12 protein-coding genes are annotated in these 13,613 nt (G+C 72.4%); 7 read left to right on the forward strand and 5 right to left on the reverse strand.

From position 1 onward, the window contains the following. Window positions 1-90 precede the first annotated feature (90 nt). The 6 genes from ACZ42X_RS04875 to ACZ42X_RS04900 all read left to right on the forward strand — a co-directional run bounded on the left by ACZ42X_RS04875 (window position 91) and on the right by ACZ42X_RS04900 (window position 6,346). Entirely contained in the window at window positions 91-1,305 is a 1,215-nt protein-coding gene (locus tag ACZ42X_RS04875) for a DUF4190 domain-containing protein (RefSeq protein ID WP_468284380.1), read from the forward strand. A 100-nt stretch (window positions 1,306-1,405) separates the two neighbouring features. Next, entirely contained in the window at window positions 1,406-2,158 is a 753-nt protein-coding gene (locus tag ACZ42X_RS04880; RefSeq protein ID WP_468284382.1) for a GntR family transcriptional regulator, read from the forward strand. 246 nt (window positions 2,159-2,404) lie between these two features. Then, a complete protein-coding gene (locus ACZ42X_RS04885) occupies window positions 2,405-2,584 on the forward strand; it encodes an SPOR domain-containing protein (protein WP_468284384.1) in 180 nt (59 codons plus the stop codon). A gap of 61 nt (window positions 2,585-2,645) precedes the next feature. After that, window positions 2,646-3,062 (forward strand): (deoxy)nucleoside triphosphate pyrophosphohydrolase, encoded by a 417-nt coding sequence (locus ACZ42X_RS04890; protein WP_468284386.1) that lies wholly within the window; start codon window positions 2,646-2,648, stop codon window positions 3,060-3,062. 175 nt (window positions 3,063-3,237) lie between these two features. Next, entirely contained in the window at window positions 3,238-3,657 is a 420-nt protein-coding gene (locus ACZ42X_RS04895; protein ID WP_468284388.1) for an ATP-binding protein, read from the forward strand. Between the two features lie 178 nt (window positions 3,658-3,835). Continuing rightward, window positions 3,836-6,346 carry a SpoIIE family protein phosphatase gene (locus tag ACZ42X_RS04900; protein ID WP_468285580.1) on the forward strand — a complete coding sequence of 837 codons (2,511 nt, stop codon included), beginning with the start codon at window positions 3,836-3,838 and terminating at the stop codon, window positions 6,344-6,346. 15 nt (window positions 6,347-6,361) lie between these two features. Here the strand turns inward: ACZ42X_RS04900 and ACZ42X_RS04905 are convergent, their stop codons facing one another. The 5 genes from ACZ42X_RS04905 to ACZ42X_RS04925 form a co-directional block, all read right to left on the reverse strand. Next, on the reverse strand, window positions 6,362-7,072 hold the full coding sequence (locus tag ACZ42X_RS04905) for a PspA/IM30 family protein (RefSeq protein ID WP_468284390.1): 711 nt from the start codon (window positions 7,070-7,072) through the stop codon (window positions 6,362-6,364). A gap of 73 nt (window positions 7,073-7,145) precedes the next feature. Then, the gene (locus tag ACZ42X_RS04910; protein WP_468284392.1) at window positions 7,146-7,937 is read right to left on the reverse strand and encodes a succinate dehydrogenase/fumarate reductase iron-sulfur subunit; all 792 of its coding nucleotides are present in this window, start codon (window positions 7,935-7,937) and stop codon (window positions 7,146-7,148) included. Next, window positions 7,934-9,853 (reverse strand): fumarate reductase/succinate dehydrogenase flavoprotein subunit, encoded by a 1,920-nt coding sequence (locus ACZ42X_RS04915; protein ID WP_468284393.1) that lies wholly within the window; start codon window positions 9,851-9,853, stop codon window positions 7,934-7,936. The genes ACZ42X_RS04910 and ACZ42X_RS04915 overlap by 4 nt, the downstream gene beginning before the upstream one ends. Continuing rightward, on the reverse strand, window positions 9,853-10,692 hold the full coding sequence (locus tag ACZ42X_RS04920) for a hypothetical protein (RefSeq protein ID WP_468284394.1): 840 nt from the start codon (window positions 10,690-10,692) through the stop codon (window positions 9,853-9,855). The genes ACZ42X_RS04915 and ACZ42X_RS04920 overlap by 1 nt, the downstream gene beginning before the upstream one ends. 54 nt (window positions 10,693-10,746) lie before the next feature. Next, window positions 10,747-10,971: a hypothetical protein gene (locus tag ACZ42X_RS04925; protein ID WP_468284395.1), complete on the reverse strand. Its 225-nt coding sequence runs from the start codon at window positions 10,969-10,971 to the stop codon at window positions 10,747-10,749. A gap of 261 nt (window positions 10,972-11,232) precedes the next feature. On the opposite strand from ACZ42X_RS04925, the gene ACZ42X_RS04930 reads away from it, so the two are divergent. Then, window positions 11,233-13,563: an ABC transporter family substrate-binding protein gene (locus tag ACZ42X_RS04930; RefSeq protein ID WP_468284396.1), complete on the forward strand. Its 2,331-nt coding sequence runs from the start codon at window positions 11,233-11,235 to the stop codon at window positions 13,561-13,563. The last annotated feature ends 50 nt before the right edge of the window (window positions 13,564-13,613 follow it).

Raw genomic sequence — 13,613 nt, forward strand, 5'->3', positions numbered from 1 at the left:
TTCGTGCGTCGCGTCGCGTACGATGCCGCGCGCCCGATCACATGCTCGATTCCGTCCCCGATCCCGCCCCCGACAGGAGCACCGCACGCCGTGGAACCGTCCTCCCAGGGGTGGCCCCCGCCCCAGCAGCCCCACCCCGCCTACGGCATACCGGGTTACGGCCTCCCCGGGGCGCCCGGCCCGCTCCCGCCGCCCGTTCCCCCCATCAACGGGCTCTCCATCGCGTCCCTGGTCGTGGGCATCCTGTGCTGCATACCGCCGCTCGGCATGATCCTGGGGGCCATCGCCCTCGCCCGGATCAAGAAGAAGGGCGAACGGGGCAAGGGCCTGGCCATCGGCGGCATGATCATGTCCCTGGTCGGCACGCTGCTCGTGACGGCGGGGATCGCCAGCGGCGGCTTCCGCGAGGCCTACGACGGCTTCCGGAAGGGGGTGCGGGAGGCACAGAGCTCCCGCTCCACGTTCGACCTGCGCAAGGGGCAGTGCTTCGACCGGCCCGGCGGCGTGCGCGAGACCGAGGCGGCCGAGGTGCGGATCGTCGCGTGCTCCGAGCCGCACGACGGCGAGGTCTCCGGCTCCTTCACGCTCACCGGCTTCGGCAAGGAGTGGCCCGGCGAGAAGCGCATCGACGAGCAGGCCGAGGAGCGCTGCCAGCCGATCAGCGACGCGTACGCCATGGACTCCTGGGCGAGACCGGAGAACGCGTGGCTGTACTACTACCAGCCGAGCGAGGAGAGCTGGCGGTACGGCGACCGCGAGGTGACCTGCTCGGTCACCGCCGAGACCGGCAAGCTGACCGGGTCGGTCCGCGCGGACGCCACGACCCTCGACCCGCACCAGCTCGCGTACCTCCAGGCGCTGAACCCGATCGACACCGCCCTGATGGAGGAGCCGGAGGAGAGCGTCGAGGACGACCCGGAGGGGAACACCGCCTGGGCCGCCGACGTCGAGTCGACCCTGACGGAGTCGGTCGCCGCGCTGGAGAAGCACCAGTGGCCGGCCGCGGCCGACAAGGCCGTGACGGACCTCGTGGCGCAGCTGAAGACCGCCCGCGGGCACTGGAAGAAGGCGGCGGACACCTCGGACCCCGACGCCTTCTGGGAGTACTACACCGACGGGTACGACGCCCTTCCGTACGACCCGGGGCTCGAGGCGCGCACCGCGCTCGGGCTGGCGGACACCCCGCCGGACGCCCCCGACGAGGAGCCGGGGGACCCGGAGGGCTCCGACGAGCCCGGGGAGCCGGGGGAGTTGGAGGAATCGGAGGGATCGGCGCCGGGTTCCGGGGCGGGGACGGCCGTCTGAACGGCCGTCATCACTTTGGGTGAATCTCTGGCTCATGCTTGCGGCGCTCAACCGTCGGTTGCCACGCTGTAGCTGTCTGTCAAGCTGATGGGAGTGGCCCGTGACATTCGGTGAGCAGCCCGCCTATCTGCGCGTCGCGAGCGATCTTCGGGAGAAGATCGTCAACGGCTCGCTGCCGCCGCACACCCGGCTCCCCTCGCAGGCCCGCATCCGCGAGGAGTACGGGGTCTCGGACACCGTCGCGCTGGAGGCCCGCAAGGTGCTCATGGCCGAGGGCCTGGTGGAGGGCCGATCCGGCTCGGGGACGTACGTACGGGAGCGGCCCGTGCCGCGCCGGATCGCCCGCTCCGGCTATCGCCGGCCGTCCGGGGCCAGCCCCTTCCGGCAGGAGCAGGCGGACGAGGAGGCGCGCGGCACCTGGGAGTCCAGCAGCGAGCAGGAGCGCGCGAGCGCGGCCATCGCCGAGCGGCTCGGCATCGCGCCCGGCGAGCGCGTGATGCGCACGCGGTACGTCTTCCGGGAGGCCGGCGAGCCGATGATGCTCTCGACCTCCTGGGAGCCGCTCGCCGTCACCGGGCGCACGCCGGTCATGCTGCCGGAGGAGGGGCCGCTCGGCGGCTGCGGGGTCGTCGAGCGGATGGCCGCCATCGACGTCGTCGTGGACAACGTGGTGGAGGAGGTCGGCGCGCGGCCGGGGCTCGCGGAGGAGCTGCTGACCCTCGGCGGGGTGCCGGGGCACGTGGTGATGGTGGTGGAGCGGACGTACTTCGCGTCGGGGCGGGCCGTGGAGACGGCCGATGTGGTGGTGCCGGCCGACCGCTACCGGCTCTCGTACCACTTGCCCGTGCGCTAGACGGCCCGGTGTGCTGGCGGAGCGATGTGCTGACGGCCGGGCACCCTGACGGGCTTTCAGCCCTGGCGCAAGGGGCGCACTCAGCCGAGTGCGCCCCCTTTCTGTGTCGATTTCCTGGCCGGAACCGTATCTCTTTGTGAAAACCCGTATCCGCTGCGTAAAGGTCAGGCGTAGGCTCGGGCATATGCGGATTGCGGTTTCCTCGGCATTCTTGGAGATATGCCCGTCGGCGGGGGGAGAGGTGCGATGAGCGACAGCGGTGCGGTGCTCCCCTGGCTGGTCATTCGCCAGGACGACAACGGCAACCAGTACCGGGTGGGCAGGTGCGCCACCAGGGACGAGGCGCAGAAGCTCGCCGACAGCCTCGACCCGCGCGGGCGCGAGCAGATGTACTGGGTCGAGCGGGTGGGTCAGACGACGGTGTGACCACCTCACCACCCCCACCACCCCCTCAGCCCTCGGCCTGGCACGGGTTACGCTCCGGCGCATGACGGATCGTGTGGTCGTGGCCGGAGCCGTGTTCGACGAGGGGCGGCTGCTGGCCGCGCGCCGTAGCGCCCCTCCCGCGCTCGCCGGCCGCTGGGAGTTGCCCGGCGGCAAGCTGGAGCCGGGCGAGACGGCGCAGGAGGCGCTCGTACGGGAGCTGCGCGAGGAACTGGGCGTGGAGACCGAGCCCGTGGAGCGCGTGCCCGGCGAGTGGCCGCTGGCCCCGGGGTACGTCCTCCAGGTCTGGACGGCGCGGCTCCTCGCGGGGGAACCCCGGGCGCTCGAGGACCACGACGAGTTGCGGTGGCTGGGCCGCCATGAACTGGACAGTGTCGACTGGCTGGATCAGGACCGTCCCGCCGTCGCCGCGGCGGCGCGCCACTTCCCCGCGGAGAAGCCCTCCCGCCCCGGAGCCTGACACCCCGGCCCGCCCCGCGGCGGCGGCCCCCGCCCCGAACGGCTGACCGCCAAAGGCCCCCGCTGTACGCCGTTCGTGCCACCGTGCGCCCCCGGGAGCGATAGCGCGCCCCGAATATCGGGTATGTCCCGATTAACCCCCCAAAAATGGACGTGGGTCTGCCTCGCTCTGGGAAGTGGTCGGCGTGATCGACACCAAAGGCGAGTCCGTCGCCGAGTGGACCTTCCCGGCCGAGCTCGACGCCGTACGGACCGCCCGGCACGCCGTGCGCGAGACGCTGCGTGGCTGGGACCTGGAGGCGGCCGTCGGAGACGTGACGGTGCTGCTGGTGAGCGAGCTGGTGACCAATTCCATGCGGTACGCCGCCGGGCCCATCGGGGTCCGGCTGAGCCGGCCGCCGCACGGGGACGGGGCCCCCACCCTCACCGTGGAGGTCTCCGATCCGCTTCCGGATCCGCCCCTGACGCGGTCCGCCGGCCCCGACGAGGAAGGCGGCCGCGGGCTTCAGCTGGTGGCTTGTTCCGCCCGGCGCTGGGGGACCCGCCGCGGTCGCGCGGGCAAGACCGTGTGGTTCGAGCTGGCCCTGCCTGGTTAGAAGAGTGAAGGGACGATCACTTTTCGGGCAGGCTCAAAACGACCGAGACCACCCTGTGATCGTGAACGGCGTGCCGACGGGGGCCGTAGTGCTGAATACTGCGGGAATGGCCGGTCCGGTGCGGTGAGCTGGAGGGGACGGTCGCGTGAGCGAGATACCTGAGACGGCGAGCGGCGTCATGTGGCAGAGCAGCCCGCCCGGCTCGATCTACGACTACATCAGAGTCGCGTCCTTCTCGATAGGCCCCGACGGCCTGGTCGATCAGTGGAGCCTTCGCGCCGCCGAGCTGTTCGGCATCCCGGCCCGCGAGGTCAGGGGGAAGGACCCGGTCGAGGCCTTCATGCCCCCCGACCTGCGGGCACGCGGTCACCGCAAGGTCGCCGAGATCCTCGACGGCAAGGAGTGGACGGGTCTCGTCCCCTTCCGCATCCCCGGTGAGCGCGTCACGCGCGGCATAGCCGAGCTGTACGTGATGCCGAGCGAGACCGCGGACGGCGAGCGGGGCGCGCTGTGCATCGTCGTCGACGTCCGCGCCCTCCGACGGATCGAGACCGATCTCGCCGCGTCACAGGCGATTTTCGGTCAATCGCCTTTCGGGTTTCTCCTCTTCGGTACCGACCTGACGGTCCAGCGCGCCAACCGCCGCTTCGCCACCGTCTTCGGCGGCTCCGTCGACGACCACCGGGGCCGCACCGTCCACGACTACCTCCCGCGCCCCGAGGCGGAGCGGATGACCGCCGCGCTCAAGCGCGTCCTGCAGACCGGCGAGGCCGTCACCGACCTCCAGCTGACCGGCTCCGTGCCCGGCGGAAACGAGCACCGCCACTGGTCGATCAACCTCTACCGGGTGCACAGCGGCACCGGCCGCCCCATCGGGGTCGCCGGCCTCGGCACCGACGTCACCCGCCGCCAGATCGCCGCCCGCGAGGCCGCCAGCGCCCGCCGCAACCTCGCCCTCCTCAACGAGGCCAGCGCCCGCATCGGCAACAGCCTCGACCTGGAGACCACCGCCCGCGAGCTCCTCGACGTCGCCGTCCCCGGCTTCTGCGACCTCGCCTCCGTCGACCTCTACCAGGGGCTGCTCACCGGCGACGAGGCCCCGCCCGGCCGCGCCGCCGACGGGGGCGCCGACCTGCGTCGCGTCGCCTTCGCGAGCGCCGTCTCGGACACCCCGCTGGTCAGCCCGAGCGTCAACCCCGCCCAGGCACCCGGCTGCTGCGACACCGCGCCCATCGACGTCGGCGCCGTCCACCGCTACCCCTTCAACTCACCGTGCGCGACCGCCCTGCGCACCGGCCGCCCGCAGACCCTGCCGCCCGCCGACGGCAGCCTCGTCCAGTCCACCCTCGTGGTGCCGATGGTCGCGCACGACACCGTCGTCGGACTGGTCCAGTTCTCCCGTACGAAGGGCAGCGAGCCCTTCGGTGAACGCGACCGGGCCCTCGCCGTCGAGCTCGCCGCCCGCGCCGCCGTCTGCATCGACAACGCCCGGCTCTACCGCCGCGAGCACGAGCGCGCGCTGATCCTCCAGCGCAGCCTGCTGCCCCCCGGCGACCCCGAGGCCGCCGGCCTCGACATCGCCTGCCGTTACCTGCCCGGCAACACCGCCACCGAGGTCGGCGGCGACTGGTTCGACGTCATCGAACTGCCCGGGCACCGCACCGCGCTCGTCGTCGGCGACGTCATGGGCCGCGGACTGCGCGCCGCCGTCGCGATGGGCGAACTGCGCACGGCCGTGCGCACCCTGGCGCAGCTCGACCTGGAGCCGGCCGAGGTCCTCTCCCACCTCGACGAGATCGCCCGCGGCCTCGGCACCCCCACCGGTGCCGGCCGCGCCGGCCGCGGCACGGCGGAACGCTCCGAGGTCTACCTCGCCACCTGCGTGTACGCCGTGTACGACGCCGTCACCCGCCGCTGTACGTTCGCCAACGCCGGCCACCTCCCGCCGGTGCTGGTCGAACAGGGCGAGGAGGCGCTCCTCCTCGACGTACCGCCCGGCATGCCGCTGGGCGTCGGCGTCGGCGGCGAGCCCTTCGAGGAGGTCGAGATCGAGCTCCCCGAGGGCGCGCTGCTGGCCCTCTACACCGACGGGCTCGTCGAGTCCCGCGACCATCCGCTCGACGAGGGCCTGCGGGCCTTCCGCAGCGCGCTGACCGACCCGGAGCGCCCGCTGGAGGACGTCTGCGACCACGTCCTCACCACCCTGGACACCCGCCACGGCGAGGACGACATCGCCCTGCTCATGGCCCGCGTCCAGGGCCTGCCCGCCGAGGCGGTCGGCGACTGGCGCCTGCCGCGCGAGCCGCGCTCCGTCGGCCGCGCCCGCGAGCTGGCCCGCGCCCAGCTGACCGCCTGGGAGCTGGAGCCGCTCGTCGACACCGTGGAGCTGCTCGTCAGCGAGCTGGTCACCAACGCCCTGCGGTACGGCGAGGGCGAGATCCGCCTGCGCCTGCTGCGCGACCGCACCCTGGTGTGCGAGGTGTGGGACGCGGGTCTGGTCCAGCCGCGCCGCCGCCGCGCCCGCGACACCGACGAGGGCGGCCGGGGCCTCCAGCTCGTCGGCCTGCTCAGCACCTCCTGGGGCTCACGGCGCACACCGCGCGGCAAGACGGTCTGGTTCGACCTCCCGCTCCCGTCGGGCACGAGCCCCTCGGAACCGACGGTCGACCAGCTCCTGAGCATGTTCTGACCCGGGAAGGAGGCGTCAGGCCGCCGCCTTCAGCGCCGCCAGCCGCGCCTCGATCTCCGTGCGGCGGATGGCGAGGTCGGGCAGGTCCAGCCGTTCGAAGAGGCCGTCCAGGGACGACGCCGCGAGCTCCTGCTTGCCCAGCGCCTTGGCCTCCTCCCGGCGGACCTTGTCGTCGAAGCGGCTCAGCTCGCTCGTGGGGTCGAGGACGTCGATCGAGCGGACCACGTCCAGCTTCGGCGTACGGCTGACGGCGGTCGCGTCCGTCCGTACCCCTTCGAGCTCCGTCAGCTTCTGCCGCATCCGCTCCAGGCCGTCCCGCAGCGTCGCCACGAGCTCCCGCTGGGCCGTGATCGTCGGCTCGGCGGCCCGTGCGTCCTCCTCGGCCTGGAGCTGGTGGCCGAGGGCCACCTTCGCGAGGGTGTCGAACTTGTCCGCGAGGCCGCCGCGGTTCTCCCTGCGCAGGTCGTCCGCCTTGCGGCTCGCCTCGCGGGCCTTGACGCCCCACTCGTGGGCCGCCGTGACGTCCTCGCCGTGGTCCTGCTCCAGCAGCCGCAGGCCGTCGAGGGTGCTCTCCACCGCCCGCTCGGCCTCGGCGATGTGCGTGGAGTAGTCGCGGATCAGCTCGTCCAGCATCCGCCGCGGGTCCTCCGCCTGGTCCAGCAGGGCGTTGACGTCGGCCTTCGCCAGCTGGGCCACCCGGCCGAGGACGGTCTGCTTGGTGGTCATGGCACCTCTCCTCGATGACACCGGCCTCCCGTACGCGTACGGGAGGCCGGTACCCAGCGTCACACCTGTGAGGCTATGTCCCCTTCTGGGGCTTCGCGACCGGACGTCGGCCGATCTTGTTGCCGAGCCACACCAGCGGGTCGTACTTGCGGTCCACGGCCCGCTCCTTCAGCGGGATCAGGGCGTTGTCCGTGATCTTGATGCCCTCGGGGCAGACCTCGGTGCAGCACTTGGTGATGTTGCAGTAGCCCAGTCCGTGCTCGTCCTGCGCCGTCGCCTTGCGGTCCAGCCCGCTGTCGGCCGCCCCGTCCAGCGGGTGCATGTCGAGCTCCGCGATCCGCATCAGGAAGCGCGGCCCGGCGAAGGCCGTCTTGTTCTCCTCGTGGTCGCGCACCACATGGCAGGTGTCCTGGCACAGGAAGCACTCGATGCACTTGCGGAACTCCTGCGGACGGTCCACGTCCACCTGCTGCATCCGGTACTCGCCCGGCGCCAGCCCCTGCGGCGGCACGAACGACGGCACCTCGCGCGCCTTCTCGTAGTTGAAGGACACGTCCGTCACCAGGTCCCGCACCACGGGGAAGGCCCGCAGCGGCGTCACCGTGATCGTCTCGTCCTGCGAGAAGGTCGACATGCGCGTCATGCACATCAGCCGCGGACGTCCGTTGATCTCCGCACTGCACGAGCCGCACTTGCCCGCCTTGCAGTTCCACCGCACCGCCAGGTCCGGGGCCTGGGTGGCCTGGAGCCGGTGGATGATGTCGAGCACGACCTCGCCGTCGTTGACCTCGACGGTGAAGTCCTTCAGACCGCCGCCGGCCGTGTCGCCCCGCCACACCCGGAAGCTCGCGTCGTACGTGGTCACTCGTAGAGCTCCTCTTCGGCGAGGTACTTGACCAGCTCCTCCTTGTCGAAGAGGGCGAGCAGGTCGGTACGGATGGGCTCGGTCGTCGTGCGTTCCAGGGTGATCCGCCCGCGCGCGGAGTCCGGCGCCGCGAGCTTGCACAGCAGGTTGATCCGCCGCCACTCGCGGTCCATGCCCGGGCAGTCCTCCCGGGTGTGGCCGCCGCGGCTCTCCCGGCGCTCCAGCGCCGCGCGCGCCACGCACTCGCTGACCAGCAGCATGTTGCGCAGGTCCAGGGCGAGGTGCCAGCCGGGGTTGAACTGCCGGTGGCCCTCGACGACCGCCCGCCGGGCCCGCCGGTGCAGCTCGGCGAGGGTGCGCAGGGCCTGCGCCATCTCCTCCTCGCGGCGGATGATGCCGACGAGGTCGTTCATCGTCTGCTGGAGCTCCTGGTGGAGCGTGTACGGGTTCTCCGGCACCTCGCCGGGCTCCAGGCCCCCGGCGCCGGACTCGGTGCCGAACGGCCGCAGCGCCTCGGCCGCCGCCGCGTCCACCTGCGCGGTGTCCACCTGCGGGCGCTCGCCCAGGCCGGCCGCGTACTCCGCCGCGTACAGCCCGGCCCGGCGGCCGAAGACCAGCAGGTCGGAGAGGGAGTTCCCGCCGAGCCGGTTGGAGCCGTGCATGCCGCCCGCGACCTCGCCGGCGGCGAACAGGCCGGGGACGCCGACCGCCGCGGCCGTGTCCGAGTCGACGGCCACGCCGCCCATCACGTAGTGGCAGGTCGGGCCGACCTCCATCGGTTCGGCGGTGATGTCGACGTCCGCCAGCTCCTTGAACTGGTGGTACATCGACGGCAGCCGCCGCTTGATGGTCTCGGCCGGCATGCGCGTCGACACGTCGAGGAACACCCCGCCGTGCGGGGAGCCGCGCCCCGCCTTCACCTCGGCGTTGATCGCGCGGGCGACCTCGTCACGGGGGAGCAGCTCGGGCGGACGCCGGTTGTTGTCCGGGTCCTCGTACCAGCGGTCGCCCTCCTCCTCCGACTCGGCGTACTTCTCCTTGAAGACGTCCGGGACGTAGTCGAACATGAACCGCTTGCCGTCGCTGTTGCGCAGCACGCCGCCGTCGCCGCGTACGGACTCGGTGACGAGGATGCCCTTCACGGAGGGCGGCCAGACCATGCCGGTGGGGTGGAACTGGACGAACTCCATGTTCACCAGCGGCGCGCCCGCCAGCAGCGCCAGCGCGTGGCCGTCGCCGGTGTACTCCCAGGAGTTCGAGGTGACCTTGAAGGACTTGCCGATGCCGCCGGTCGCGAGGACCACGGACGGGGCCTCCAGGACGAAGAAGCGGCCGGACTCGCGCTCGTAACAGAACGCCCCGGAGACGCGGCCGTCCTCCTTGAGGACGCGGGTGACCGTGCACTCCTGGAAGACCTTCAGTCGTGCCTCGTAGTCCCCGAAGCGCTCCTTGTCCTCCTGCTGGAGGGAGACGATCTTCTGCTGGAGCGTACGGATGAGCTCCAGGCCGGTCCGGTCGCCGACGTGCGCGAGGCGCGGGTATTCGTGGCCGCCGAAGTTGCGCTGCGAGATCCGGCCGTCCTTGGTGCGGTCGAAGAGCGCGCCCCAGGTCTCCAGCTCCCACACCCGGTCGGGGGCCTCGCGCGCGTGCAGCTCGGCCATGCGCCACTGGTTGAGGAACTTGCCGCCGCGCATGGTGTCGCGGAAGTGCACCTGCCAGTTGTCACCGGCGTTGGCGTTGCCCATGGAGGCGGCGATGCCGCCCTCCGCCATCACGGTGTGGGCCTTGCCGAACAGCGACTTGCAGACCACGGCCGTACGGGCGCCCCGCTCGCGCGCCTCGATGGCGGCCCGCAGCCCCGCCCCGCCGGCGCCGACCACGACGACGTCCCACTGCTGCCGTTCCGCTTGCGTCATCAGAAAAACCTCGGATCCTCGAAAGCGCCCGTGGCGAGCAGGTACACGTAGAAGTCGGCGAGCGCGACGCTCAGCAGCGACGCCCAGGCCAGCTGCATGTGACGGGCGTTCAGCTTGCCGACCCAGCCCCACAGCCGGTAGCGCACCGGATGCTTCGAGAAGTGCTTCAGCCGGCCGCCGACGATGTGCCGGCAGGAGTGGCAGGAGAGGGTGTACGCCCAGATCAGCGCGATGTTGACGAGGAAGACCAGCGTCCCCAGGCCCATGTGCCCCCACGCGTACGACGCGTCGCGGAAGGCGAGCACGGTGTCGTACGTGAGGATCCCGGCGACCGGCAGCGCGGCGTAGAAGAAGTACCGGTGGATGTTCTGCAGGATCAGCGGGAAGCGGGTCTCGCCGGTGTACTTCTTGTGCGGCTCGGCGACCGCGCACGCCGGGGGCGACGCCCAGAAGCCCCGGTAGTACGCCTTGCGGTAGTAGTAGCAGGTCAGCCGGAAGCCCAGCGGGAAGATCAGGATCAGCAGGGCGGGGGAGAGGCCCCACCAGCTGCCGAAGATCTCCCAGTTGGGGCCGTCCTTCATCGGCGCGCAGTTCTCGGCGAGGCACGGCGAGTAGAACGGCGAGACGTACGGGGCGGCGTAGTAGTCGCTGTTGGCGAAGGCGCGCCAGGTGGAGTAGACGATGAACGCCAGGAGTCCGGCGGCCGTGGCGGCCGGTGCGAGCCACCAGCGGTCGGTGCGGAGGTGGCGGGGCGCGATGGCGGCGCGGGTGGCGCTGTGCACGCCGGTGCGCGAGGGGGCCGCCGGTTCGGTGTGTGGTTGTTGGGTCCCTGTGGCCAACGGGGTCTCCTAGGACGGGCCAGTGGTGGGCGAGTGTGCCGACCCCCGGTCCCGTCAGGGGGCGCGCCGGCCCCGGGCGCCCAGACCCTCGTCGTCCGTGTCGATCCAGAGGGACGAGTCGTACGGGTCGTCCGAGATGGTCACCAGGCCCTCCGGCCGGCCGACGGCCGCCGGCGTCCCCTCGCGCTGCTGCGTGAGGTTCTGCTCCAGCCGGATGATCGAACGGGCGAGCTCTTCGAGATTCCGCTTGACCTCGGTCAAATCGTCCTGAAGTGCCATGGATTACCCTCACTTCGCTCTCGCGGGGGTGGCAAAGGGGTGGCAAACACGCGCCTGCGAGTGTTGCGCGTCACATCGCCCGTTGGGAAGCCGCGTGCACGGATTCCACTCTTCTGGAGGCACCGTTGGGCCGCCCGGGTGGCATTTCGCGAGCAGTGCCGCCGTGTCGCCGCCGCGGGCCCGGCCGTGTGGTTTTCAGTGTAGGGGCAATAGGTCTGATCATCTCTAAATTCCACAAAACAGGACGAAGAGGTATAAGACATGTCCCACCTCGGCGCTCCTCTCCGGTCCGTCGCCCTCCTCACCGGGGGCGTCATCGCCGCCTCCGTCCTCACCCTGACCGGATGCGCCTCCGGCGACGAGGAGAGCACCGCGCGGCCCGTCCCCCAGGACATCGCCCCCGCCGCGCGCGACCGGATCGCCGACGGCGGGACGCTGCGCTGGGCCGTCGACACCGTGCCGGCCACGCTCAACGCCTTCCAGGCCGACGCCGACGCCACCACCTCCCGCATCGCCGGGGCCGTGCTGCCCGCCCTCTTCACCCTCGACGACCGCGGCCGCCCGCAGCGCAACCCCGACTACCTCGAATCGGCCGAGATCATCGAGACCGAGCCCAAGCAGGTCGTCCTCTACAAGCTCCACCAGCAGGCGGTCTGGAGCGACGGCCGCGAGATCGGGGCCCCCGACTTCGCAGCCCAGTGGCGCGCGCTCAGCGGCAAGGACTCCGCGTACTGGACCGCCCGCAACGCCGGGTACGAACGCATCGAGAAGATCGAGCGCGGCGCGAGCGACCTGGAGGTGCGGGTCACCTTCAACAAGCCGTACGCCGACTGGCGCGCCCTGTTCACGCCGCTCTACCCCAAGGACGTCACGGGCAAGCCGGACACCTTCAACGACGGCGCCCGGACGCGGCTCCCCACCTCCGCCGGACCCTTCCGCCTGAAGGCCGTCGACACCGACGCCGGCACGGTCACCCTCGTACGCAACACGCGCTGGTGGGGAAAGCCCGCCAAGCTCGACACGCTCGTGCTGCGCGCCGTCCCGCGCACCGGGCGCGCCGCCGCGCTCGCCGCCGGGGCGGTGGACCTGGCCGAGATCGACCGTGCGACGGCCGACCGGATCGCGCTCGCGGCGAAGGAGGGCAAGGGCGGCAAGGAGGGCGCGGCCGGCGCCGCGGCCGCCGCAGGCCCGCCGGCCGCCGCGGGCCCCGCGTCCGCCGCCCTCCCGCCGTCCGCCGCGCTGAAGTCCTGGGCGCTGGCGTACGGCTCCGACGAGGTCACGGCCGCGCGAGCCCAGGCGGCGCGCCTCAAGGAGCGGCAGGCGGCCGCGGCGCAGGCCGCCGAGCGCGAGGCGCTGCGCGGCTTCACCGTCCGCAAGTCGCTGGAGCCCGCCTACACCCAGCTCGCGCTGAACGGCGAGTCCGGGCCCCTCGCGGACGAGCGGGTGCGCCGGGCCGTGGCCCGGGCGCTGGACCGGCGGGAGCTCGCCGAGGCCGTGCTGAAGCCGCTGGGGCTGCCCGCGCACCCGGTCGGCAGCCACCTCGCACTGGCGGGCCAGTGGGCGTACGCGGACAGCAGCGGCGCCCTGGGCGAGCAGGACACCGAGGAGGCCCAGGCGCTGCTGGCGGACGCGGGCTGGACCCCGGGCGGCGCGGCCCGCAGGCCCGCCGCGCCGAAGGACGGTACGAAGGCGGGCGCCGAGGCATCCCCGGGCACGCCGCGCGCCGCGTCCCTGCCGGGAGCCCGCACGGCCGCGCACACCCAGGGCGCCCCGGACCGGCCCTCGAACGACGGCCTCTACATCGTGGGCGACGACAAGTCGCCCCGCGGCGACGACGGCACCCACATCCTGGCCCCCGCCCCCGTCGAGGCGGTCCGGGGCGCGCTGCTGCGACAGGCGGCCGCCGTCGGCGGGACCGACGACGCCGAGAACCCCGGCAAGGCGGACACCTCCGACCAGGCCGACAAGGCGAAGGGCGGCGTCCCCGGCGCGTACGCCCCGCGCGGCACCGCCGCGCCCGGGCCCGCCTCGCCGTCCGCGAAGGCGGCGGGCGGGCCGCTCGGCAAGGACGGCAAGGAGCTGACCCTGCGGTTCGTCCTGCCGTCCGGGCCCGGCTCGGAGGCGCTGCGGACCGTCGGCGCCAAGATCACCGGGATGCTGGACCGGATCGGGATCCGCACCCACATCGTCAAGGTCTCCGACGAGAGCTACTTCAAGGACCACATCGCCGCCGGCGACTACGACCTCGCCCTCTACTCCTGGCCCGCCACCGCCTACCCGGCGACCGACGGGCGGCCGATCTTCGCCAAGCCGCAGCCGGCCACGGACGGGTCCCTGCTCGTGGAGCAGAACTACACCCGGGTCGGCACGGACCACATCGACCAGCTCTTCGACCAGGCGGCCGCCGAGCTCGACGAGAAGGCGGCGCGGGAGCTGGTGAAGCAGGCCGACGCCCGGATCTGGGCCGCGGCCGGCTCCATCCCGCTCTACCAGCGGCCCCAGCTGGTCGCGGCCCGGCCGCACGTGGTCAACGCCGGGGCCTTCGGCTTCGCGACGCCCCGCTACGAGGACATCGGCTTCCGGCGGAAGTGACGACGCCGCGTACACCGACTGTGTAAAGAGCAGGTCAAGCTCAGAATCCG

This window comes from Streptomyces sp. NPDC030862, from assembly GCF_055571835.1.

Coding starts and splice junctions, on each gene's coding strand:
- ACZ42X_RS04890 (WP_468284386.1), top strand. CDS start 2,646: ATGACGGATCGTGTGGTCGTGGCCGGAGCCGTGTTCGACGAGGGGCGG.
- ACZ42X_RS04925 (WP_468284395.1), bottom strand. CDS start 10,971: ATGGCACTTCAGGACGATTTGACCGAGGTCAAGCGGAATCTCGAAGAG.
- ACZ42X_RS04915 (WP_468284393.1), bottom strand. CDS start 9,853: ATGACGCAAGCGGAACGGCAGCAGTGGGACGTCGTCGTGGTCGGCGCC.
- ACZ42X_RS04900 (WP_468285580.1), top strand. CDS start 3,836: ATGTGGCAGAGCAGCCCGCCCGGCTCGATCTACGACTACATCAGAGTC.
- ACZ42X_RS04885 (WP_468284384.1), top strand. CDS start 2,405: ATGAGCGACAGCGGTGCGGTGCTCCCCTGGCTGGTCATTCGCCAGGAC.
- ACZ42X_RS04930 (WP_468284396.1), top strand. CDS start 11,233: ATGTCCCACCTCGGCGCTCCTCTCCGGTCCGTCGCCCTCCTCACCGGG.
- ACZ42X_RS04905 (WP_468284390.1), bottom strand. CDS start 7,072: ATGACCACCAAGCAGACCGTCCTCGGCCGGGTGGCCCAGCTGGCGAAG.